This is a genomic window from Pantoea sp. ICBG 828 (genome assembly GCF_002928355.1).
Classification (GTDB): Bacteria; Pseudomonadota; Gammaproteobacteria; order Enterobacterales; family Enterobacteriaceae; genus Pantoea; species Pantoea dispersa.
The window spans coordinates 48,024-71,444 of record NZ_POWN01000011.1; the positions used below are offsets into that span (position 1 = coordinate 48,024).

Annotated in this window: 23 protein-coding genes; 16 read left to right on the forward strand and 7 right to left on the reverse strand. The window is 59.2% G+C overall.

What is annotated here, in order from left to right; all coding sequences use genetic code 11:
• The first annotated feature begins 23 nt into the window (after positions 1–23).
• Positions 24–530 (forward strand): transcription elongation factor GreB, encoded by a 507-nt coding sequence (gene greB / locus C1Y43_RS20985; protein WP_021507408.1) that lies wholly within the window; start codon positions 24–26, stop codon positions 528–530.
• 102 nt (positions 531–632) lie between these two features.
• On the opposite strand, the gene yjbE is transcribed toward greB, so the two are convergent.
• Entirely contained in the window at positions 633–875 is a 243-nt protein-coding gene (gene yjbE / locus C1Y43_RS20990; protein WP_021507409.1) for an exopolysaccharide production protein YjbE, read from the reverse strand.
• Between the two features lie 510 nt (positions 876–1,385).
• Between yjbE and ompR the strand changes: the two genes are divergently transcribed.
• Together ompR and envZ are read left to right on the forward strand one after the other, a co-directional pair.
• Positions 1,386–2,105: a two-component system response regulator OmpR gene (gene ompR, locus C1Y43_RS21000; protein WP_001157751.1), complete on the forward strand. Its 720-nt coding sequence runs from the start codon at positions 1,386–1,388 to the stop codon at positions 2,103–2,105.
• Positions 2,102–3,460, forward strand: a complete 1,359-nt coding sequence (envZ, locus tag C1Y43_RS21005) for a two-component system sensor histidine kinase EnvZ (protein WP_058774990.1) — start codon at positions 2,102–2,104, stop codon at positions 3,458–3,460. Before ompR ends, envZ begins: the two co-directional genes overlap by 4 nt.
• Positions 3,461–3,593: 133 nt before the next feature.
• Here envZ and pckA read toward each other — a convergent pair whose 3' ends face one another.
• From pckA to C1Y43_RS21025, 4 genes are all read right to left on the reverse strand, one after another.
• A complete protein-coding gene (pckA, locus tag C1Y43_RS21010) occupies positions 3,594–5,213 on the reverse strand; it encodes a phosphoenolpyruvate carboxykinase (ATP) (protein ID WP_021507411.1) in 1,620 nt (539 codons plus the stop codon).
• Positions 5,214–5,483: 270 nt separating this feature from the next.
• Positions 5,484–6,356, reverse strand: a complete 873-nt coding sequence (gene hslO, locus C1Y43_RS21015; protein ID WP_058774992.1) for an Hsp33 family molecular chaperone HslO — start codon at positions 6,354–6,356, stop codon at positions 5,484–5,486.
• Positions 6,357–6,381: 25 nt separating this feature from the next.
• Positions 6,382–6,783 (reverse strand): ribosome-associated heat shock protein Hsp15, encoded by a 402-nt coding sequence (hslR, locus tag C1Y43_RS21020; protein WP_021507413.1) that lies wholly within the window; start codon positions 6,781–6,783, stop codon positions 6,382–6,384.
• Between the two features lie 239 nt (positions 6,784–7,022).
• The gene (locus C1Y43_RS21025; protein ID WP_058770964.1) at positions 7,023–9,164 is read right to left on the reverse strand and encodes an intracellular growth attenuator family protein; all 2,142 of its coding nucleotides are present in this window, start codon (positions 9,162–9,164) and stop codon (positions 7,023–7,025) included.
• Positions 9,165–9,562: 398 nt separating this feature from the next.
• Here C1Y43_RS21025 and nudE point away from each other — a divergent pair, with 398 nt between their 5' ends.
• Positions 9,563–10,129 carry an ADP compounds hydrolase NudE gene (nudE, locus tag C1Y43_RS21030; protein WP_058774993.1) on the forward strand — a complete coding sequence of 189 codons (567 nt, stop codon included), beginning with the start codon at positions 9,563–9,565 and terminating at the stop codon, positions 10,127–10,129.
• A gap of 83 nt (positions 10,130–10,212) precedes the next feature.
• Here nudE and mrcA read toward each other — a convergent pair whose 3' ends face one another.
• Positions 10,213–12,762 carry a peptidoglycan glycosyltransferase/peptidoglycan DD-transpeptidase MrcA gene (gene mrcA, locus C1Y43_RS21035; RefSeq protein WP_031279687.1) on the reverse strand — a complete coding sequence of 850 codons (2,550 nt, stop codon included), beginning with the start codon at positions 12,760–12,762 and terminating at the stop codon, positions 10,213–10,215.
• A gap of 148 nt (positions 12,763–12,910) precedes the next feature.
• Here mrcA and pilM point away from each other — a divergent pair, with 148 nt between their 5' ends.
• The 12 genes from pilM (at position 12,911) to trpS (ending at position 22,901) form a co-directional block, all read left to right on the forward strand.
• Positions 12,911–13,720, forward strand: coding sequence for a pilus assembly protein PilM (gene pilM, locus C1Y43_RS21040; protein ID WP_104189596.1), 810 nt, complete (start codon positions 12,911–12,913; stop codon positions 13,718–13,720).
• Positions 13,720–14,262 (forward strand): PilN domain-containing protein, encoded by a 543-nt coding sequence (locus tag C1Y43_RS21045; protein WP_104189598.1) that lies wholly within the window; start codon positions 13,720–13,722, stop codon positions 14,260–14,262. The genes pilM and C1Y43_RS21045 overlap by 1 nt, the downstream gene beginning before the upstream one ends.
• Positions 14,255–14,743: a flagellar hook-basal body complex protein FliE gene (locus C1Y43_RS21050; RefSeq protein WP_166718452.1), complete on the forward strand. Its 489-nt coding sequence runs from the start codon at positions 14,255–14,257 to the stop codon at positions 14,741–14,743. Before C1Y43_RS21045 ends, C1Y43_RS21050 begins: the two co-directional genes overlap by 8 nt.
• On the forward strand, positions 14,733–15,113 hold the full coding sequence (locus tag C1Y43_RS21055) for a HofP DNA utilization family protein (protein WP_088517932.1): 381 nt from the start codon (positions 14,733–14,735) through the stop codon (positions 15,111–15,113). The genes C1Y43_RS21050 and C1Y43_RS21055 overlap by 11 nt, the downstream gene beginning before the upstream one ends.
• Positions 15,055–16,314, forward strand: a complete 1,260-nt coding sequence (hofQ, locus tag C1Y43_RS21060; protein WP_104189600.1) for a DNA uptake porin HofQ — start codon at positions 15,055–15,057, stop codon at positions 16,312–16,314. Before C1Y43_RS21055 ends, hofQ begins: the two co-directional genes overlap by 59 nt.
• A gap of 481 nt (positions 16,315–16,795) precedes the next feature.
• Positions 16,796–17,317, forward strand: coding sequence for a shikimate kinase AroK (aroK, locus tag C1Y43_RS21065; protein ID WP_010617392.1), 522 nt, complete (start codon positions 16,796–16,798; stop codon positions 17,315–17,317).
• A gap of 39 nt (positions 17,318–17,356) precedes the next feature.
• Positions 17,357–18,445, forward strand: coding sequence for a 3-dehydroquinate synthase (gene aroB, locus C1Y43_RS21070; protein ID WP_104189601.1), 1,089 nt, complete (start codon positions 17,357–17,359; stop codon positions 18,443–18,445).
• 94 nt (positions 18,446–18,539) lie between these two features.
• On the forward strand, positions 18,540–19,562 hold the full coding sequence (locus C1Y43_RS21075) for an SPOR domain-containing protein (RefSeq protein ID WP_104189603.1): 1,023 nt from the start codon (positions 18,540–18,542) through the stop codon (positions 19,560–19,562).
• Between the two features lie 96 nt (positions 19,563–19,658).
• A complete protein-coding gene (gene dam / locus C1Y43_RS21080) occupies positions 19,659–20,471 on the forward strand; it encodes an adenine-specific DNA-methyltransferase (RefSeq protein WP_021507424.1) in 813 nt (270 codons plus the stop codon).
• 65 nt (positions 20,472–20,536) lie between these two features.
• A complete protein-coding gene (rpe, locus tag C1Y43_RS21085) occupies positions 20,537–21,220 on the forward strand; it encodes a ribulose-phosphate 3-epimerase (RefSeq protein WP_021507425.1) in 684 nt (227 codons plus the stop codon).
• The gene (locus C1Y43_RS21090; RefSeq protein ID WP_021507426.1) at positions 21,204–21,881 is read left to right on the forward strand and encodes a phosphoglycolate phosphatase; all 678 of its coding nucleotides are present in this window, start codon (positions 21,204–21,206) and stop codon (positions 21,879–21,881) included. Before rpe ends, C1Y43_RS21090 begins: the two co-directional genes overlap by 17 nt.
• Positions 21,882–21,896: 15 nt before the next feature.
• A complete protein-coding gene (trpS, locus tag C1Y43_RS21095) occupies positions 21,897–22,901 on the forward strand; it encodes a tryptophan--tRNA ligase (protein WP_058770971.1) in 1,005 nt (334 codons plus the stop codon).
• Positions 22,902–22,941: 40 nt separating this feature from the next.
• Here trpS and C1Y43_RS21100 read toward each other — a convergent pair whose 3' ends face one another.
• Positions 22,942–23,388: a hypothetical protein gene (locus tag C1Y43_RS21100; RefSeq protein WP_058780174.1), complete on the reverse strand. Its 447-nt coding sequence runs from the start codon at positions 23,386–23,388 to the stop codon at positions 22,942–22,944.
• Positions 23,389–23,421 lie beyond the last annotated feature (33 nt).

The following is a 23,421-nucleotide window of genomic DNA, read 5'->3' on the forward strand; positions in this document are numbered from 1 at the left end:
CAGGGCTAACCACGAGTGAAGCGATGAAAACCCAACTGATTACCCGCGAAGGCTATAACAAGCTGCGTGCTGAGCACGACCATCTGTGGAATGAGAAGCGGCCGGAAATCACCCGCATTGTCTCCTGGGCCGCCAGCCTGGGCGATCGTTCTGAAAACGCCGATTACACCTATAACAAGCGCCTGCTGCGCCAGATCGATCGGCGCGTGCGCTATCTGCGTAAATGCCTCGCCGAGCTGAAAATTGTTGATTATGCGCCGCAGCAGGAGGGCAAAGTGTTCTTCGGTGCCTGGGTGGAAGTAGAGAATGAGCAGGGCGACGTGAAGCGTTTTCGCATCGTCGGACCGGACGAGATCTATGGCGATACGGTGAAAGAGTACATCTCCATCGACTCGCCGATGGCGCGCGCGCTGATCAAAAAAGAGGTGGATGACGAGGTGACGGTGAACACGCCGGAAGGACAGAAGGTGTGGTTTGTGAACCGCATTGAGTACGTCACGGAAAGTGAGGAAAAAAGAGGCGGAGAGTAATGGCCTGGTGAAACAAGCCGGGGCGCAACTTATTCTCCGCTGGCGAAAGGGCTGGCAGTATAAGAGGGGGAAGCGCCGCAGCCTTGCCGCGCCAGATAAGCGTTATTTGCCCGGCGTAGTCGCCGTGGTCGTTGAGGTGCTGCTGCCGCCGTGATCGCCGCCGCCCATGGTGGCCAGCGCGACGCCGAGCAGGGCACCCACCGCACCGATGCCGATAGCATCGGAATTACCTTTGGCCGTGGTCGACGCCTGCGCGCCGGCGGCTTCGCCCGCTGGCGTAGCGGCCTGAACCTGTGTGAGGCTGGTGAGTACCAGAGCGCTCAGCAGAACAACGGTTTTTTTCATCTTTCTTCTCCACATGAACTCAGTAAGCAGGTACCGATGCAGTGTCGGAGATCATTTGCGCAGAGGAAAGGGGAGTTTACTGACTGATTTAAATCACTTTATTTAACACTGGCCTTATTTTGCGCGCGCACTGGCACTGTTCCGAGCGCGAATACGCAGTCAGCGGCAGAGACGCGATATTTTATGCTGCTGAGCGCGGCCGCTGGCTTATCCTGCAGGCGAAACTTAAGCCAAATGGCGCGCCCCGCCTGACGGCGGAAGCGGGACGGCCCGGCTGGACCACTCGCCGGCAGAAAACGCCGCTGATTTTCAGACAAGCGCTAAACGGCGTCAAAATCAGTCAGAAAAGCGCGAGCGGAGCCGCAGTTCGCGGTTAAAATTAAAGATAAGCTGCTGTTTAATATGCTTTGTAACAATTTCGGCTAGAATATAAACCATTAATGACTGTCACAGACAGGCATCTTTTTTACACAATATCGGCTCAGGCAATGGCGCCTTTGGGAGTTGAACATGCAAGAGAACTACAAAATTCTGGTCGTCGATGATGATATGCGTCTGCGCGCACTGCTCGAACGCTATCTCACCGAACAGGGCTTTCAGGTGCGCAGCGTCGCCAACGCCGAGCAGATGGATCGTCTGCTGACCCGCGAATCATTCCATTTAATGGTGCTCGATTTAATGCTGCCGGGCGAAGATGGCCTGTCAATTTGCCGTCGTCTGCGTAGCCAGAGTAACCCGATGCCGATCATTATGGTCACCGCGAAAGGTGAAGAGGTCGATCGTATCGTGGGGCTGGAAATCGGCGCCGATGACTACATTCCAAAACCGTTCAACCCGCGTGAGCTGCTGGCGCGAATTCGTGCTGTGCTGCGTCGTCAGGCCAATGAGCTGCCGGGCGCGCCGTCGCAGGAAGAAGCCGTCATCGCCTTCGGTAAGTTCAAACTGAACCTCGGCACGCGTGAAATGTTCCGTGAAGATGAGCCGATGCCGCTGACCAGCGGAGAGTTTGCCGTGCTGAAAGCGCTGGTGAGCCATCCGCGTGAGCCGCTGTCGCGCGATAAGCTGATGAACCTGGCGCGCGGGCGTGAGTACAGTGCGATGGAGCGTTCTATCGACGTGCAGATCTCTCGTCTGCGCCGCATGGTCGAAGAAGATCCGGCGCATCCGCGCTACATCCAGACCGTCTGGGGCCTTGGCTACGTGTTCGTTCCGGACGGCAGTAAAGCATGAGGCGATTGCGCTTCTCACCCCGCAGTTCGTTTGCCCGCACCCTGTTGTTGATCGTTACCTTGCTGTTCGTCAGCCTGGTAACGACCTACCTGGTGGTGCTCAATTTCGCCATTCTTCCCAGTCTGCAGCAGTTCAACAAAGTCCTCGCCTACGAAGTGCGTATGCTGATGACCGATCGGCTGCAGCTGGAGGATGGTACGCAGCTGGAAGTGCCGCCGGCCTTCCGGCGCGAAATTTATCGTGAGCTGGGCATCTCGTTGTACACCAACGCGGCGGCGGAAGAGAGCGGGCTGCGCTGGGCGCAGCATTATGAATTCCTCAGTGAACAGATGGCGCAGCAGCTGGGCGGGCCGACCGACGTGCGGGTTGAGGTTAACAAAAACTCGCCGGTGGTCTGGCTGAAAACCTGGCTGTCGCCGGATATCTGGGTGCGCGTACCGCTGACCGAGATCCATCAGGGCGACTTCTCACCGCTGTTCCGCTATACCCTGGCGATTATGCTGCTGGCGATTGGCGGCGCCTGGCTGTTTATCCGTATACAAAACCGACCCCTGGTCGATCTCGAACACGCTGCGTTGCAGGTGGGGAAAGGCATTATTCCGCCACCGCTGCGCGAATACGGTGCTTCGGAAGTGCGTTCGGTGACGCGCGCCTTCAACCAGATGGCGGCGGGCGTGAAGCAGCTGGCCGATGACCGTACGCTGCTGATGGCCGGCGTCAGCCATGATTTACGCACGCCGCTGACGCGCATCCGTCTCGCCACCGAGATGATGGGCGAGGAAGATGGCTACCTGGCCGAGTCGATCAACAAAGACATCGAAGAGTGTAACGCCATCATTGAGCAGTTCATCGATTACCTGCGCACCGGGCAGGAGATGCAAACCGAGCGCGCCGATCTGAATAGCGTGCTGGGCGAAGTGGTGGCGGCGGAGAGCGGCTACGAGCGCGAGATTGAGAATGCGGTGATGGACGCGGAGCTGATGCTGGATATTAACCCGCTGTCGATTAAACGCGCGGTGGCGAATCTGGTGGTTAACGCGGCGCGCTACGGTAACGGCTGGATCAAGGTCAGCAGCGGTCAGGAATTGAATCGCGCGTGGTTTCAGGTGGAGGATGATGGTCCGGGCATTAAGCCGGATCAGTTACAGCATCTGTTCCAGCCGTTTGTACGCGGCGACAGCGCGCGCAGCACCAGCGGCACCGGTCTGGGCCTGGCGATTGTGCAGCGTATTATCGATGCGCATGACGGATCGCTGGAGATTGGCGACAGTGAACGCGGCGGATTACGTATCCGTGCGTGGTTACCGATTCCGGAAAACAGCGCCACGACGGCAGTAAGCAGTACTGTTAGTTAAATTTCCGCACCAACCGTCACGGCGCTATCTATTGCGCATCCATCAGCGATATTGCCGCTGCAGGCATGCGCGATAAATCGCGCCGCGACGAAATGTGCCATCGCTAAGCCGCCGTTGTGGCGGCTGGGCTACTTCACAGCTGCGGGCCGGCCTGCACCAGCGCCTTACCGGCATCGTTATCGGTGTACTTCTCGAAATTGGTGATAAAGCGCTGCGCCAGCGCTTCGGCAGCCTGCTGCCAGGCGGCGGCGTCAGGCCAGCTGCGGCGCGGATCGAGAATAGCATCGTCCACCTGTGCCAGCGTGGTGGGCACCTGCAGATTAAACACCGGCAGCGTCACGGTCTCCGCTTCATCCAGCTCACCGGCCAGAATTGCGTTGATGATAGCGCGCGTGTCTTTCAGCGAAATGCGCTTGCCGCTGCCGTTCCAGCCGGTATTCACCAGATAGGCCTGCGCGCCGGACGCCTGCATACGTTTCACCAGCACATCCGAGTACTGCGTTGGATGCAGCGTCAGGAACGCCGCGCCAAAACAGGCGGAGAAGGTCGGGGTGGGCTGCGTCACACCGCGCTCGGTGCCGGCCAGTTTGGCGGTAAAGCCGGACAGGAAGTGGTACTGGGTTTGCTCCGGCGTCAGACGCGAAACCGGTGGCAGTACGCCAAACGCATCGGCGGTCAGGAAGATGACCTTTTTCGCGTGGCCCGCTTTCGACACCGGCTGCACGATGTTTTCGATGTGCTCGATCGGGTAAGACACGCGGGTGTTTTCCGTCTTGCTGGCGTCGGCGTAATCGACCGTGCCGTCGGCGCGCACCACCACATTCTCCAGCAGCGCATCGCGGCGAATCGCGCGGTAAATCTCCGGCTCAGCCTGTTCTGACAGATTGATGGTTTTGGCGTAGCAGCCGCCTTCGAAGTTAAAGACGCCGTCGTCGTCCCAGCCGTGCTCATCGTCGCCGATCAGCTGACGATCCGGATCGGTAGAGAGCGTGGTTTTACCTGTACCGGACAGACCAAAGAACACCGCCACGTCGCCCGCTTTGCCGACGTTGGCCGAGCAGTGCATCGAGGCGATACCCTTCAGCGGCAGCAGATAGTTCATGATGGCGAACAGGCCTTTTTTCATCTCGCCGCCGTACCAGGTGCCGCCGATCAGCTGCATGCGTTCGGTCAGGTTAAAGGCGACAAAATTCTCTGAATGCAGCCCCTGCGCCTGCCAGTCCGGATTGGTGCACTGCGCTGCGTTCATCACCACGAAATCCGGCGTAAACTCAGCCAGTTCGGCTTCAGTCGGACGGATAAACATGTTTTTGACGAAATGCGCCTGCCACGCCACTTCCATCACGAAACGCACGCTGAGGCGGGTGTCCGGGTTGGCGCCGCAGAAGGCGTCAATCACAAACAGACGCTTGCCGGAAAGCTGTTGCGTGCAGCGATCTTTGAGCGCCTGCCAGGTTTCCTGTGACAGCGGCTGGTTGTCGTTCTTGCCGTTGCCAACGTCGTTCCACCACAGCGTGTCACGCGTGGTGTCATCCCGCACGATGTATTTATCTTTCGGCGAACGTCCGGTGAAGATGCCGGTATCCACGGCAATGGCACCGCTCTGCGTCAGGGTGCCGCGCGCGTAACCTTCCAGCTCCGGGCGGGTTTCTTCCTGAAATAACGTGGCGTAATCAGGGTTGTACACCACCTCGGTGGTGCCGCTAATTCCGAGCGTTTCGAGGTCTTGCGATGTCAGGCCGTTAACGCGCATGTGACTGCTCCTTAAATCGGTACTTCATGGCATTTTTTATGAGGGTTTCTGCGTCCTGCTGCGCATAGCCGCACAGGGCAGATCGCGCGCAGTGTACACGTCTGAGCGAGGTGGAAAAGTGAAGAGAGTTAAAAATGCGAGCTGGAACGTGACAAGTAGAGAAATCTGCCACTTATGAAACTAAAGTTAGCGTAAATTAGTTAATTTCCGTGAAAAATCATAGCGCTACGCCGGCGGAAAATACGGGCGGCGTCACCGCCCGTTTGCTGATTAATGCAGTTGATCGCTATTGCCGGAGGGAGCGTTACGGATAGCAGCAATATCCACGGCGTCGTACACGTAGTGTGTGCCGCAGTAGTCGCAGTGCATATCGATTTTGCCGTCTTCGGCCAGAATCTCATCCACTTCCTCTGGCGGCAGCGTTTTCAGCACTTCACCGCAGCGTTCGCGCGAGCAGGTGCATTTGAAGCTGACCGGCGCCGGATCGTAAACCGTGGCTTCTTCCTGATGATAGAGACGCCACAGTACGTCAGTAGCGGGCAGCTCAATCAGCTCTTCGCTCTTCACGGTTTCGGTTAACGTGGCCAGATGGTTGAAGTCATCCAGGTTGGGCTCCTGCGCGGGCAGCACCTGCAGCAGAATACCGGCTGCGCCTTTCTCGCTGGTGCGAATGAACAGGCGGGTTGGCAGCTGCTCGGAACGCATGAAGTAATCTTCCAGACAGCCCGCCAGCGTATCGGCTTCCAGGCCGACCACGCCCTGATAGCGCTCGCCTTTCTCAGGTGAAATGGTGATCACCAGATAGCCGTTACCCACCATCTGCTTCAGGCTGCTGCCTACGGCGATCTCCGCATCCTCTTTCAGCCGCGCCACGCCGCGCAGCTCCTGGCGATTATTCCCGTTGATCACCGCCATGCTCAGCGGGCCATCGCCCTGCAGCTGCACGGTGATATCGCCGTCAAATTTCAGCGTAGCGGTGAGCAGGCTGGTGGCGACCAGCAGTTCGCCCAGCAGCGTTTTGACCGGCTCGGCGTAGTCGTGGTTCTGCACGATGTCGCGCCAGGTTTGAGATGCGTTGACCAGCTCGCCGCGCACGGCGACGTTTTCAAACAGGTAGCGATGCAGTTGATCTTGAACAGACATAAGGTTTCTCTCGTGGGGGCGCGAGTTATTCATCGCCCGACAATTTAAATTTCAGCAGATCGCGGCGCTCTTTTTTATCCGGGCGGCGATCGGGATGCGGCATGGTCAGGGCATTCATTTTGCGCGCCAGCGCGTTCTTTTCGCGCTTTTCGATGCTGGCGGCCGTCTCCGCGTACATCTGCTGCGCTTCGCTGGCCGGACGCCGCTGGTCGCCGATGGCGGTGATGATCACCGTGCGCTCATCGTTGCCCTGACGCAGCGTCAGCTCGGCCTGCAGTTCGACCACTTTGCCCGGTTTGCTGCGCTGGCCGTTGTAATGCACTTTGCCGCCTTCAATCATGTCGCGAGCCAGCGCGCGGGTTTTATAGAAGCGCGCGGCCCACAGCCATTTATCAAGGCGAACGCCTTCACTGGTTTTCTCTTTCATTGCGGCTCCTGCTGTTACGCTGCGTCGCGCCGTGTGGCGATCGGTCGCACACGGTCGCATGACGCCGGAAAGATGGACCGGGCCGGTGCCGGATACCCAAAGGTATGGGTACAACGTGATAAATCAAGGGCGAGGTGCCGTTGCGGGCTGCCGATCCATCGCCAATCCCTTAAGCGTAATCGGCATTTTGTTTTCCGCCCTGAAAAACAGGGCGACAGGGTAGCACAGAAGGCGGAGGGTCAGAACAGCGAGCGCACGCTCTGCATAGTGCTGAGGTTGTGGTTAAAGCACTTGTCGTAATACTGCTGAATCTGCGCCATACGCAGGCGGTTGCGGTGGATGCGGCGCAGCGCCAGCAGGCCGTTGCTGACGGCGCTGACAATCAGCACCAGCATCAGCAGCGCGGTGCCCAGATAGCGCCACTGCGCCATGGCATCGGGCTCGTTGTGCAGGGCGATGTGGCGCGTGCCGTTGGCATCGGTGGTAATGCTGGTAATGATACCGCTGGCGGCAAACGGCGTGTGCAGCAGCATGCCGGACAGGCGCTGCAGTTCGTGCCATTGTGAAGGGGCGTCGAGATCGAACAGCGCCACCGACGGCTGCGGCTGGTTCACCATCTGCCGGCCTTCATCGCTAATGATCAGGAATCCGCCCGGCGGCGGGCTGTTAAGGGTTTCCGCTGCGCGACGCGTCTCCCGCGAGAAGAAGGTCGAGGTGGCGGTGTTCACCAGATTCTCCAGCGCTTCGGCGCTAACCGGACGCAGCAGCACGTTCATGCCGTTGAGCTTGCCGGAATCCGCACGGTGAATCAGCGTATCCCAGTCTTTCGCGTTACCGAGGTTGACCAGCGCATTTTTCAGGCGCACGCAGTCCTGCTGCTGGCTGCACAGCTGCTGGGTTTTCAGCACCAGGTCGGAGAAATCATCCAGCAGGATCATGCCTGATTTCTGAATCGCCGACGCCAGCTGCGGGTTAAGTTTCGGGTCGGTGTTGGTTTCCGGATGCAGCTGCTGCGTGGTGGTCTCCAGCAGCGCGGCGGCTTTATCGATGATGTCCGACTGCGGCAGCGGCAGCGGCGCAGCGTTGTTCCAGTAAATCGCCGAGCAGTCGAACGGCATGTAGCCGTAGCTGCGGTTGCTCTGGTAATTGCCCGGAACCGAGCACATGCCGGTGCCGCTCACTTTCAGGCTATCGCCAATGTGCAGCGGCAGGGCAGTGAGTTTATCGACGCTGTTCACTTCCACACTTTCGGTGCCTTTCAGCCAGGCGAGGCTAAGTTTGATCGGCATGCTGAGCGGAATCCAGCTCACCAGCATCACCAGCACCAGCAGCGAACCGCACGCCAGCACCAGGTTTTTACGCCAGCGCTGTACCGGGAAGTTGCGGACTTCATCCTGCAGCGACAGGAAGCGCCCCTGGCGTACCACCTGACGATTCAGGTAGATATCCACATCCGTTACCTGGCCCAGGTCATGCGCCACATAAGGCTGCCAGTGTGCCGGATAGATTAAGTCGATGATGCCGAGCGAGATGTTGCTCTGCTCCTGATTGGATTCGCCAAACAGGCCCCAGCGCTTCGGTGCGCCGCGCAGACAGTGCACATCGCGCAGCCCTTTTTCACCGGGGAATCGATACATAAACCACAGGCTGACAGCAACGATCGCGCCGGCGGGCAGCGCAATCCACAGCATCAGGCTGCCGGGCAGCACCAGACTGAGGAAAAACAGCAGGAAGGCGCAGCAAATGGCGCTCGCTTCACGCGTGCCGTCGGCGCGAGACAGCTGATACTCTTCCGGCGACTCTTTGCGCACCTGTAGCAGCTCGACGTTTTCGCTCTCCTCTTTACGAATCGAAGCGTTGGTCGACATCGGCCGCACCAGCGGTGGCAGCGCCGGTTGTTCCACCGCATAGTTCACCAGCGAGTGGCCGTTGAGCGAGATCACCAGCGGCAGGGTCTGGGTACGGATCAGCTCGACGTAGTTTTCTTCAGCGATGTACTGCTCCCACAGCGGCGGCAGATGCACCTCGACTTCATCCAGGTAGTAGCGCCATTTGTGGGGATCGTCAGTGGAGAGGCCGTAACGGGTGATGGAGCGGGTAACGGGATAAACATTATTGCTCTGTGCGGTCAGCGCCAGCGCTTCGGGTTCCCGTGACGATCGGGTCGATCGCCCGCCGCTGTGCTGACGCGCTTTACCCAGCGACGCAATATACTTCTCAACGGCAGCGCGTTCTTCATCGGTGAGTTTACGGCAGGGCGGACTGATAAACGGCAGTGGTTTCGCCAACGGCGGACGATGCCGCATAGCGTACCAGTAGCCGATTCCGGCCACTAACGAACAGGCCAGCATGACAGCCAGAATGACGATAAGAGTGCTCATGCTTTGCTCAATCCAGCCAAAAAACTGCCGTCACGTTTACGATGTGCTCCCGGTAAAACCTGCAATACGAGTCAATTTTGGCGAGCAGAAGTCATTCTGACAAGAGGCAAATGAAACAAAATACCGCGCAAAATCATTGTATTATAAATTTGTTAGATTATTCCTTAACGGGATGGTACTCACAAGCCCCTCAATTAAACATCGGTATTATCCGAATTTGCTGCCACCCCGTTGACTTATTGTGAAAATCTTACTGTGCAGATAACAAGAAGTTGTTAGCGGCAGCGGACAAATGTATGTCACCATGATTGAACCGCGCTGCGTGTCGCACAATGCTGCGGGCTTCGGTATGCTGACGTCATCGCGTTTCACAAGGCTGTGCTAAGTTTGAGGCTGATATGACCACTCCCCTGAAAAAACCTGACATCCTCAACGTGGAAGCGGTGGCCCGCTCCCGCCTGTTTACCATCGAAGCGGTTGATCTCGCCTTCAGCAACGGTGCGCGTCGCGTCTATGAGCGCATGAAGCCCTCCGATCGTGAAGCGGTGATGATTGTGCCGATCATTGGCGATGACGTGATCCTGATCCAGGAGTACGCCGTCGGACTGGAAACCTATGAGCTGGGCTTCCCGAAAGGTTTAATCGATCCTGGTGAAAGCGTTTTTGAAGCCGCCAACCGTGAGCTGAAAGAAGAAGTGGGCTTTGGCGCGCACCAGCTGGACGCGCTGGGCAAACTCACCATGGCGCCGTCCTATTTCTCCAGCAAGATGAATATCGTGGTAGCTGAAGGGTTGTACGAAGAGAAGCTGGAAGGGGATGAGCCGGAGCCGCTGATTGTACGCCGCTGGCCGCTCAGCAATCTGCTGGCGCTGCTGGAAGAGCCGGATTTTCGCGAGGCGCGTAACGTCAGCGCGCTGTTCATGGTGCGTGAGTGGCTGGTGAAGCAGGGGCGGTTGAGTTATTGAGGACACCTGGCGGCGCAATAAAAGGCGCGGAAAGTCGCACGGGGTAAAAACAAAAAGCCGGGGATTTCCCCCGGCTTTTTTGATCAAAACAGTTCGTGGCTTTCACCGTTGTCCATAATAGTGGTGCCCACATCATGCACCGAATATTCGGTCGGCTGGGTGCCGTTGATGAAGTACTCCTGACGGGTGTTGCCGCCACCGTTGGCCAGCTTGCCGGTGCTGCGGTCAATGGTCACCGTCACCACGCCGTCCGGCGGTGTCAGCGGCTGCACCGGCACACCATCCAGCGCCACTTTCATGTAATCATCCCATGCCGGCTGCGCACTCTTCGCGCCGCCTTCGTAGCCGGAGATCTGATCCGGAATCGCACCCGATACCGTGGTGCGACCCAGCGCGCGCGAATCATCAAAGCCAATCCACACCGACGTCACCACGCCCGGACCATAACCGGAGAACCAGGCATCTTTGGAACTGTTGGTGGTACCGGTTTTGCCGCCGATATCGTTACGCTTCAGATCGCGACCGGCACGCCAGCCGGTTCCCATCCAGCCCGGTTCACCGAAGATGTTGGAGTTCAGCGCGCTCTTAATCAGGAACGCCAGCGGCGTGTTGATCACGTGCGGCGCATACTGCTGATCGCCGGCCGGCTGCGGCTGCGCCGGTACCTGCTCCAGCTCGGGCTGCGGCACGGTCTGATTCTGCTGCTGATTCGAGGTGGCAACGTTTTCCACGCTCTCTTCATTCAGCGCCACCGACTTTTTGGTGTCGCCATAGATCACCGGCAGATTGCACTGCGGGCAGGCGATCTTCGGCTGCGCCTGGAAAATCACGCCGCCCTGTTCGTTCTCGATCTTCGCGATGAAGTAAGGATCGACCAGGAAGCCGCCGTTGGCCATCACCGCATAGCCGCGAGCCACCTGCATTGGCGTGAAGGATGCGGCGCCCAGTGCCAGCGACTCAGTATGGATAATGTTCTGCGCCGGGAAGCCAAAGCGCTGCAGATACTCAGCGGCGTAATCAACGCCCATAGCACGCATCGCGCGCACCATCACCACGTTTTTCGACTCACCCAGCCCCTGGCGTAAACGAATCGGACCCGCATAGGTCGGCGGCGAGTTCTTTGGTCGCCAGTCTGCGCCGGCACCGGCATCCCAGCGTGAAATCGGCACGTCGTTGAGGATGGAGGCCAGCGTCAGGCCGCGGTCCATGGCGGCGGTATACAGGAACGGCTTGATGTTCGAGCCGACCTGACGCAGCGCCTGGGTGGCGCGGTTGAACATGCTCTGGTTGAAGTCAAAACCGCCCACCAGCGCGCGTACCGCACCGTCTTCCGGATTAAGCGACACCAGCGCCGAATTCACCAGCGGTACCTGTCCCAGCCACCACGCGTCACCGACTTTGCGTACCCAAATCTGCTGGCCAGCCTGCAGCACCTGAGTGACGCTGCGCGGCGTCGGGCCCTGCAGGGTGTCGGATTTATACGGACGCGCCCAGCGCACGCCGGCTAAAGTCAGCGAAACGCTGCTGCCATCTTTCAGCATGGCGGTGGCTTCGTCGGCGCTGGCGCTGGTGACCACGGCGGCATTCAGCGGACCGTAGACCGGCAGATTTTTCAGCGTATTGACGATGCGGGTGTGATCCCAGCTGGCTTCACCCACTTTCCACAGCACGTTGGTCGGACCGCGATAGCCGTGACGCATATCGTACGCCATCACGTTGTTACGCACCGCCTGCTGTGCGGCTTCCTGCAGATGGCGGGTCACGGTGGTATACACCTTGTAGCCATCGTCATAGGCACTGTCGCCGTAGCGTTTCACCATCTCCTGACGCACTAACTCGGTGAGATACGGTGCAGAGAAGGCAATTTCCGGGCCGTGATAGCTGGCGGTCAGCGGCGTGTTGCGCGCGTCGTTATACTGCTGCTGCGTGATGTAGTTCTGATCCAGCATGCGAGCCAGCACCACATTACGGCGCGCCAGCGCACGGGCGTGTGAATAGAGCGGGTTAAAGGTTGACGGCGCTTTCGGCAGGCCGGCGATCATCGCCATCTCACTCAGCGACAGCTGATCGACCGGTTTACCGAAGTAAACCTGCGCCGCCGCACCGACGCCGTAAGCGCGATAGCCGAGATAGATTTTATTCAGATACAGCTCAAGGATTTCATCCTTACTCAGCAACTGCTCGATGCGAATCGCCAGGAAGGCTTCCTTGATTTTACGCATCAGCGTGCGTTCAGGGCTGAGGAAGAAGTTACGCGCCAGCTGCTGCGTAATGGTACTGGCGCCCTGCGAGGCGTGGCCGGAGACCAGCGCGATGCTGGCGGCGCGGAAAATCCCCACCGGATCGACGCCGTGATGCTCATAAAAGCGGCTGTCTTCGGTGGCGATAAACGCTTTGATTAGCTCAGGCGGCATCTGTTGCAGGGTAAGCGGGATACGGCGCTTTTCACCATACTGGGCGATCAGCTCGCCATCCGCGCTGTAAACCTGCATCGGGGTTTGCAGGCGCACATCTTTCAATGTGTTCACATCAGGCAGCTGCGGCTCTATGTATTTGTACAAACCATAAACCGTGCCGGCTCCCAGCAAAATGCAACACACTGCAAGGATCAATAAATACTTTACGAACTTCACCTGAGAATTCCCATCTGTTGGCGTTTGGGCAGTTTATAAACAATCGCGCGGTAGTATAAAGGCAAGCCTGACGCTTTGATATACCCGTCATTCTTCATGCAATGCGGGTAATCATCCTTTTTCCTGTAACGATAAGGAGATCGCGCGCATGGCTTTTCAGCGCTGGCAAATTGGACTGGACATCCAGAACGGGCAACTCTGCGCCCTTGGCATTGAACGACGCCGTCACGGATGGCAGCTGCGACACTGGTGGCAGCAGCCGCTGCCGCACGATACGTTACGCAACGGCGTGTTGCAAACCTCGCCAGTGTTACAGGAGATGTTGGTGCGCTGGCAGCGTCATTTACCCAGGCGCTACTCGCTGCGCGTTGGCCTGCCGCCACAGCTGGTGCTGCAGCGTACGCTGCCGTTGCCGCAAACCTCACTGCGCGAGCCGGCGCTCAGCCGCTACGTTAACGCGTCCTCATCACGCCTGTTCCCGGTCGAAGCCGCCTCGCTGTCGCTGGATTACCGGCTGGGCGGCAGCGGCAGCCAGCTGCACGTCACCGCCGCGCGCCGTGACGTCATCGCCCAGTGGCTGGCGCCGCTGCAGCAGGCCGGACTGCGCCCCGACGTGTTTGAGCTGAGCAGTCTGGCGCTGACGCAGATCGCCATGCGCGTTCCGCTGCGCCCGCATCAGCTGCTGATCCATCCGCTCGGCGACCACTGGCTGTGGACGCTGGCCGGCGAAAATAGCGCCTGCGGCGCGGCGACCGAACCCCTGACGCTCGCCCATCTGCGTGACACCTTTCCCCAGGCACAAGCGGTGTTCTGCACCTCACCGCAGGCGTTGCCGGAGGCGGAAGTACAGCGCTGCAAGCCGCTGGCGCTGCTGCATTATCTGCAACCGCCGCTACCGGCAGAGGCGGGCGCGCTGGCGATTGCGCTAGGCCTGGCGCTGCGTCCGGAGGATTACTGATGCTGGCGGTCAATTTGCTCCCGTGGCGGGCACAGCAGTTGCTGCTACGCCGCCAGCACAGTGTGGCGCTGCTGGTTGCCGTGCTGCTGGTAACGCTGTTACTCACGCTGCTGCTGTGGTGGCGCGCTGAACAGCGGCTCCAGCAGGCAGCCCGGCAGCACACCGATATGACCATGCAGCTCCAGCAGATACAGCAGCGGCTGGCGCAACAGCAAACGCTGATGGCGCAGCGGGATGATCTGTTACGCAGGCAGCAGGCGCAGCAACAGCGGCTGCAGCAGCATCAACGCTGGCAGCAGTTCTGGCAGCAACTGCCCGCACTGATGCCGGAGACGCTGTGGCTGAGTCGCGTGGAGCGGCGTCAGGGGCAACTGGTGCTGGACGGTCTGGCGCAAAGCCTGGCTGATGTCAGCGCGTTCCGCCATCAACTGCAGACGCAACCGCTATTTGCGGCGGTGAAGCAGGGCAGCGTACAGCGTCAGGCGCAGGGGGATTACCGCTTCGCGCTGCGCGCCCGGCTGCAGGAGGCGACCGATGAATGAACTCATCCAGCGCTGGCTGCAGCTGGCACTGACGTGGCGAATAGCCAGCCTGCAACTGCTGGCGCTGCTGCTACTCGGGCTGGCGTGGCTACTGCTGCTGCGTCCGCAACAGCAGCAATTCAGCACGCTGCAACAGCAGCTGTCACAACTGGCGCAGCAGCACCAGCAACGTCAGCAGCAGCTGGACGCGCGACCGGCCATCGGACAGCTTCAGGCGGAGATCGCAACGCTGCAGCCAGCGGCAACGGCGGCGTCCGTATCGTTAGAGCAACTGGTGGCGGCGCGCGGCAATCTGCTCGAGGCATGGCATCCGGACAGCCAGCCACAGCAGCTGGCGCTGCGCCTGAGCTGGCCGCAATTTCTGCCGCTGTTCAGCGGGCTGGCTGCGACGGCGTTAGCGGTGCCACAGCGTTTTCAGCTGCAGGCGGATCAGGGCGTGTTACACAGCGAGTTCTGGCTGGAGAGTGACGATGCGGAGTAGCGCACTGGTGTTACTGCTGTGCAGCAGCTGGGCGCTGGCGCGCGATCCGTTCCAGCCGCTGGCTGCCAGCCAGTGTCAGGTCCCCGCTGCCGTGCCGCAGGGCTGGCGCTTACAGGGCATCATTGGTCGCGCGCCGCACTTTGTGGCCTGGCTGGTTTCACCGCAGGGCAAACGTCAGCGGCTGAGTGCACCGGCTGCTTTTCCGGTGGCACCGTGGCAGGTGACCCAGCTCAGTGCACATACGCTGGTACTGAGCGCCACGCAAAGCTGTCCGCCGCAGCACATCACATGGGTAATAAAAGGAGGATTTTATGAAAAGGATGATGCTGCTGCTGTGGCTGGCGCTGAGCAATCCGCTGCACGCCGCTGATCAGCCCCTGAGCCTGGTATTTGATGATGCGCCGGTCGAGCGCATTCTGCAGGCGCTGGCTGACTATCAGCAAACCAACCTGCTGATCGCGCCGGGCGTCGAGGGGCGGCTGTCGCTGCGACTCGATAACGTCGGCTGGGAGCGCGCACTGGCGCTGGTCACGCGGCTGGCGAAACTCACGGTGATCCAGGAGGAGAGTGTGCTGCTGGTCTATCCGGAGAGCTGGCAGCAGCGACAGGCACAGCAGGCACAGGCGGAGCGTGAAGAGAAGCAGCTGCAGGCGCCGCTTGAGCAGCGCACCGTCACGCTGCACTACGCCAGCGCCAGCGATGTCTACCGCAGCCTGCAGGCGGAACGCTCGCTGATGACGCCGCGCGGCAGCGTGACGGTGGATAGTCGTACCAACAGCCTGTTACTGCGGGACAGCGCGCAGGCGCTGCGCGACACCGAGCGCTGGCTGCAGGCGCTGGATCTGCCGCTGGAGCAGGTGGAGCTGTCAGCGCACATTGTCACCATCAATGAAGAGCATCTGCGCGAGCTCGGCGTCAGCTGGAGCACCGCACCCGGCGATGTCGTCACCGGGGCGCTGCGCAATCCGCAGCTGCTGGTGCCGCTGACGGTGAGCAATCCGGCGATACGCGCCGGCATCACGCTCGGACCGATGAGTGGCGAACTGCTTAACCTGGAGCTGAGCGCGCTGGAGCAGGAGAATCAGATCGAAATCATCGCCAGCCCGCGGCTGTTTACCTCACACCAGCAGACCGCCACCATTAAGCAGGGCACCGAAATTCCCTACGAGGTGAAATCCGGTAATAGCGGTGCGACGGCGATTGAGTTCAAAGAGGCGGTGCTGGGCATGGAGGTGACGCCAGTAGTATTGGGCAACGGGCGTATTCAGCTCACGCTGCGGCTGAGCCAGAACATGCCGGGTCGCAGCCTGACGATGGGGGAAAGTCAGGTGCTGAGCATCGATAAGCAGGAAATCGCCACTCAGGTGACGCTGCGCGACGGTGAAACGCTGGCGCTGGGCGGTATTTTCCAGCAGCAGCGCACCCAGGGCGAAAAGCGCGTGCCGTGGCTGGGCGAGGTGCCGCTGCTCGGCAGTCTGTTTCGTCAGCAGACCGACGAGCGCAAAAAACGTGAGCTGGTGATCTTCATCACGCCGCGACTGGTCAGGGAAGCAGCGCTTACCGCCGGATAAAGCGGAAAATTCGCTCCATATGACCAACTGCGTTGACGCAGGGCAGGAATTAGCATACAAGGTTTAGCGATTTTAAAACGGTGTAACGGAACGCGGCAGGATAACCTTCCGGCGGGTGTCAGTGACAAGCGATACTGGCATCGAAAGAAATATGCCCGAATTTTGGGTGGTACAGGACGTCAGCAACGGCACCAATTCCACAGTTTACGCAGGTAAGCTGTCGGGAGCGACAGGCCCAGCCAGCGCACCTGTAGCGCGCACAAGGATGGCAAAAAAGGAAGAGCGTTACCGTCTCGCGAACCACAGACCGGTCCTGTTTGAAGGTCGCCGGGGGCAATTTATTCGGTTGCCAAACGGCCATGAGTGTTGAGATAATTTTCCGTCTGACTCTTGCTAACGCTCATGAGGTCTCAGTTCCTGTCCCGCCAGCAATGTGCTGAACGCGGGGTATCATCAACGAATTCTTAGTAATACCGACAAAATGGCAGAGAAACGCAATATCTTTCTGGTTGGGCCGATGGGTGCCGGCAAAAGCACTATTGGTCGTCAGTTAGCTCAGCAACTCAATATGGAATTTTTCGATTCCGATCAGGAAATTGAGCGACGTACCGGAGCGGATGTAGGCTGGGTATTTGATGTGGAAGGCGAAGCCGGTTTTCGCGATCGTGAAGAGAAAATCATCAACGAGCTGACCGAGAAACAGGGCATTGTCCTGGCGACCGGTGGCGGCTCCGTCAAATCCCGTGAAACCCGTAATCGTCTCTCCGCCCGCGGTGTGGTCGTCTACCTCGAAACCACCATCGAAAAGCAACTTGCCCGCACTCAGCGTGATAAAAAGCGTCCGTTGCTGCAGGTTGACGAACCGCCGCGCGAAGTACTGGAAGCGCTGGCTGGCGAACGTAATCCGCTTTATGAAGAGATCGCTGACGTCACCATTCGCACTGACGATCAAAGTGCAAAAGTTGTCGCCAATCAGATCATCAACATGCTGGAAAAAAATTAATCCAGCACCCTGAGGGCTCAGCAATAGGTATCGGTCATCATGGAGAAGATCACTGTCTCACTGGGGGATCGCAGTTACCCCATCACCATCGCTGCCGGACTGTTTAACGATCCGGCTTCTTTTTGGCCGCTGAAAGCCGGCGACAATGCCATGCTGGTGACGAATCAGACGCTGGCACCGATCTATCTGGACAAACTCGCGACGCTGCTGAGCAACGCCGGGGTGAAAATGGATCAGGTGATTCTGCCCGACGGTGAGCAGTACAAAACGCTGGCGGTGATGGACGAGGTTTTCACCGCGCTACTGCAGAAGCCGCACGGCCGTGACACCACGCTGATTGCACTGGGCGGTGGCGTGATTGGCGATCTGACCGGTTTTGCGGCCGCCAGCTACCAGCGCGGCGTACGCTTTATTCAGGTGCCGACCACCTTGCTGTCGCAGGTTGACTCCTCGGTCGGGGGCAAGACTGCGGTGAACCATCCCCTCGGTAAAAACATGATCGGTGCTTTCTACCAGCCGGCTTCGGTGATCGTGGATACCGACTGCCTCACTACGCTGCCGCCGCGCGAGCTGGCCTCCGGTCTGGCGGAAGTGATCAAATACGGCATCATTCTCGACGGTGAATTTTTCCAGTGGCTGGAGCAGAATCTTGATGCGCTGCTGGCGCTGGATAACACCGCCATGGCTTACTGCATTCGCCGCTGCTGCGAGCTGAAAGCCGACGTGGTGGCGGCCGACGAGCGTGAAACCGGCCTGCGTGCGCTGCTCAATCTCGGTCATACTTTTGGCCATGCGATTGAAGCGCATATGGGTTATGGCAACTGGTTGCACGGTGAAGCGGTCGCGGCGGGCATGGTGATGGCCGCGCGCACCGCTGAGCGTCTGGGTCAGTTCAGTGCGGCCGATACTGACCGCATTATTGCGCTGCTGCAGCGTGCCGGTCTGCCGGTTAACGGCCCGGCGAGCATGACGGCAGAAGCCTATCTGCCGCACATGATGCGCGATAAAAAAGTGCTCGGCGGCGAGCTGCGTCTGGTGCTGCCTCTCGCTATTGGCCGCTCCGAAGTGCGTGGCGGCGTGGCGCATGATATGGTGCTGGCTGCGATTAACGATTGCAAAGTATCTTGATTATCCCCGGACTACGTCGGGCTGCTGTCCGGCGGGGGAACAGTGAGCAGTGATGCGGCACGTGGGAAGCGTGCCGTTTTACGGAGGAGGCTAAATGGATGAGTTCAAACCGGAAGACGAGTTAAAACCTGACGCCAGTGACCGCCGTCCCACGCGGCCTCGCAAATCGTCTTCTGCGCCGAAAGCGAAAGTACCGGTTTCCCGTCAGCATATGATGATGGGCATCGGCATTCTGGTGCTGCTGATTCTGGTGCTGGGCATTGGCTCCGCGCTGACCGGCCCGGACGAGAAGAAACCGGCCAGCAACAGCGCCAGCACCGGTAGCGCGGCACCGGCTGGCGGCGGCAGTGAAAAGAATATCGACCTGTCAGGTTCAACCGCCATGAGCGGCCAGCAGAATGCCACGCCGTCGGCTGAGGGCAGTGCGCCGCAGAATACCGCCGGTAACGCCGCACCTACCGGCAGTGACGGTCAGTCAATCTCCATGCCGTCTGTCTCCTCCACGCCGACTCAGGCAGCACCGGTTGACACACCGGCCAACCAGCAGCGCGTAACGCTGCCGGGCGATCTCAACACCGCGCTGAACAATCAGCAGGGTTCCGTTGATGCCGCGGCGCAGGGCGCACAGGGCAACAGTTCGCTGCCTACCGCACCGGCAACGGTCAGCGGCAGCGCCGGCAAAGCGGTCACGCCGCCTGCGGTACGCGCTGAGACGCCACCGCGCAGCCTCGGTGCCAGCAGCAGCCACAAAACCCCGGCTGCCAGCAAACCGGCTGCAGTGAAAGATAACAAAACGCACACCACCACCGCGCACAACAGCGCACCGGCCAGCAGTGGCGGTGCCAGCAAGTCGCTGCCATCGGGCGGCAACTACACGCTGCAGCTGAGCGGTGCGTCGAAAGAAGCGAGCCTGAACGCCTGGGCGAAGAAACAGAATCTGAGCGGTTATCACGTGTATAAAACCACGCGTAACGGCCAGCCGTGGTACGTGCTGGTGAGCGGCGCTTATGCCACACCGGCCGAAGCCAAACGTGCAGTAGCTTCACTGCCGGCGGAAGTGCGTGCGGCGAACCCGTGGGTTAAACCGCTCAGCCAGGTGAAGAAAGAGAGCCAGTAAGTGATGTGGGGCCGCGCTGCTGCGGCCCCGTTCTAAGCGCAGATCTGCTGTCGGTTTCGCCACAGCCAATAATTAAGATGTAATAGCCACGACAGCATGAAGAAAAATCGCGCTTTCCTGAAATGGGCCGGAGGGAAATACCCGCTGCTTGACGATATCCGTCGTCATCTGCCACAAGGTGATTGTTTAATCGAACCTTTTGTCGGCGCCGGTTCCGTATTCCTCAACACCGATTATGACCGTTATCACCTGGCGGACATCAACGGTGATCTGATCAATCTCTACAATATCGTCAAAACGCGCACCGCCTCGTTTATTGAAGACGCGCGCCAGCTGTTCAGCGCCAGCGGCAATACGGCGGAAACCTATTACGCCCAGCGTACGGCGTTCAACGCCAGCACGGATACCTATCAGCGCGCCGTGCTGTTTCTTTATCTTAACCGCCACGGTTACAACGGCCTGTGCCGTTACAACCTGCGCGGTGAATTTAATGTGCCCTTTGGTCGCTATCGTAAGCCGTACTTCCCGGAAGCCGAACTGTTATGGTTCGCCGAGCGCGCGCAAAAAGCCACCTTTGTCTGTGAATCGTACGATGTTACTCTGGGCAACGCCCCTGCAGGCTCAGTGGTTTATTGCGATCCGCCGTACGCGCCGCTGTCGGCGACGGCTAATTTTACCGCTTACCACACCAACAGCTTTAGCCTGCGCGAGCAGCAGCACCTGGCGGAACTGGCCAGTAAGCTGGCGCAGGAGAGCCGCATCCCGGTACTGATTTCAAACCACGATACCCTGCTGACGCGCGAGTGGTATCAGCATGCGGATTTACACGTAGTTAAAGCCCGGCGTTCCATCAGCCGAAGCATAAGTGGTCGCACTCAGGTTGACGAACTGCTGGCGCTTTTCCGCTAGCCTGTTTCGTCCGCGACCAACGCATCACGCCAGCTCCGGCTGGCGCACAAAATTGGGAGATTCGGATGAAACAATTTTTACTGGCCCCATCAATCCTTGCCGCTGATTTTGCCCGCCTGGGCGAAGATACCGCTAAAGCGCTGGAAGCGGGTGGCGACGTGGTGCATTTCGATGTGATGGACAACCACTATGTTCCCAATCTGACCATGGGGCCAATGGTGCTGAAAGCGCTGCGCGATTACGGCATCACCGCGCCCATCGATGTGCATCTGATGGTCAAACCTGTCGATGCGCTGATCCCGGAATTCGCCAAAGCGGGTGCCAGCTTCATTACTTTCCATCCCGAAGCCAGCGAGCACGTTGACCGTACGCTGCAGCTGATCAAAGAGCACGGCTGTAAAGCCGGTCTGGTGTTCAATCCGGCAACGCCGCTCAGCTATCTCGATTACGTGATGGATAAGCTCGACATCATTCTGCTGATGTCGGTCAACCCCGGCTTCGGCGGCCAGTCCTTTATTCCAGGCACGCTGGATAAACTGCGCGAAGCGCGTCGTCGCATTGACCAGAGCGGTTACCAAATCCGTCTGGAAGTGGATGGCGGCGTGAAGATCGATAACATCGGTCAGATCGCGGCGGCCGGGGCTGATATGTTTGTTGCCGGCTCGGCGATCTTCGGTCATCCGGATTACAAGAAGGTGATCGATGAGATGCGCAGCGAACTGGAGAAAGTTAATGGCTCATTTCACTGATATCCGCGCGCTGGCGTTCGATCTCGATGGCACGCTGGTGCACAGCGCGCCAGGCCTGGCACAGGCGATCGATCTGGCGCTGGCCGATTTGCAGCTGCCGCCCGCAGGCGTTGAGCGCGTCTCAACCTGGATTGGCAACGGTGCGGACATCATGATGGCGCGGGCGCTCAGCTGGGCGCTGGGCCGTGAGCCGCAGGCCGACGAGCAGCGCGACGCGCGTGCGCTGTTCGACAAACATTACGCCGCAACGGTGGAAGCCGGCAGTACGCTGTTTCCACAGGTGCAGGAGACGCTGGCTGCGCTGCATGCCAGCGGTCTGCCGCTGGCCATCGTCACCAACAAACCCACACCGTTTGTTGCTCCGCTGCTGCAGTCGCTCGGCATTGCCGACTACTTTTCTCTGATCATCGGCGGCGACGATGTAGTGGTGAAAAAACCACATCCGGCGGCGATTTTCCTCGTTCTCGGCCGTTTCGGCGTGCTTCCAGGACAATTGCTGTTTGTCGGTGATTCGCGCAATGATATTCTCGCTGCCCAGGCGGCGGGCGTGCCAAACGTTGCGATGACCTTCGGCTACAACTACGGTGAGCCGATTGCCACCAGCCAGCCAGATTTAACTCTCGATACTTTTAGCGAACTTTTGCCCGTTCTCGGGCTGTGATTATCAGGACATAACATGAGCAAACCCATCGTTTTCAGCGGCGCCCAGCCTTCCGGTGAACTGACCATTGGCAACTACATGGGTGCGCTGCGTCAGTGGGTGCAGATGCAGGATGATTTCCACTGCATTTACTGCATCGTCGATCTGCACGCCATCACCGTTCGTCAGGACCCGGCCGCGCTGCGCAAAGCCACGCTGGATACGCTGGCGCTATACCTTGCCTGCGGTATCGATCCGGAAAAAAGCACCATCTTCGTGCAGTCGCACGTACCGGAGCACGCGCAGCTGAGCTGGGTGCTGAACTGCTACGCCTACTTCGGCGAACTGAGCCGCATGACGCAGTTCAAGGACAAATCGGCACGTTACGAAGAGAACATCAACGCCGGTCTGTTCGATTATCCGGTGCTGATGGCGGCCGATATTCTGCTGTATCAGACTAACCAGGTGCCGGTCGGCGAAGATCAGAAGCAGCACCTTGAGCTGAGCCGCGATATCGCCGCGCGCTTCAATGCGCTGTACGGCGACGTGTTTAAAATTCCTGAGCCGTTTATTCCGAAGTCGGGCGCGCGCGTGATGTCACTGCTGGAGCCGACGAAGAAGATGTCGAAATCCGATGACAACCGCAATAACGTGATTGGTCTGCTGGAAGACACCAAATCGGTGGTGAAGAAGATTAAGCGCGCAGTGACCGACTCAGAAGAGCCGCCAGTGGTGCGTTACGACATCAAAGAGAAAGCGGGCGTGTCTAACCTGCTGGATATCCTGTCAGGCGTGACCGGTAAGTCGATTGCGCAGCTGGAGCAGGAGTTCGAAGGCAAAATGTATGGTCACCTGAAAGGCGCGGTGGCAGATGCTGTGTCTGAGATGCTGACTGAGCTGCAGGAGCGGTATCATCGTTTCCGCAATGACGAAGCGTTCCTCAACCAGGTAATGCGCGATGGCGCAGCGAAAGCCCGTGCGCATGCCCAGGAAACGCTGAAGAAAGTGTATGACGCCGTAGGCTTCGTGGCGCAGCCATAAGCCGGTTTGCCGGGGCGCAGCACAACGCGCCCCCCAGGCTTTACTTCACCCGATGCAGCGTCAGCTCTGCGCCATCCCAGAATAGCCGCGCATTGCCGTCGGCCAGCACGCTCAGTACCGCGCCCGGTGCCGGTCCCCACGCCTGATTGCCACAGTGCACGTTGAAGCCATAGCGAAAGCTGAAATCACGATCCTGTCCGGCCCCGCTGGCGGCGCTCAGGCGCGGTTTTCCCTGGCAATTGTCGGTCGCCGGATTGATGCCGCGTTCGGCAGTGCCGCGCGTCCAGCTGATCGCATTGGGTTTAAACGCCACGCGCGCGCCCATAAACTGCGGATCGTTTTTGATGTAAATCTGGCCGTTCTCCTTTTTCGGCGTCACGGCAACCACCTGCCATTCGCCCGTGACCGATGACCACGTTACCGGGGCGGCACTCACCGCCACGCTCAGCGGCATCAGCAGCGCCGCGGCCAGAGAAATAATGCGCATGGAAACTCCTTGTGATTGATTTGGCTACTCAGT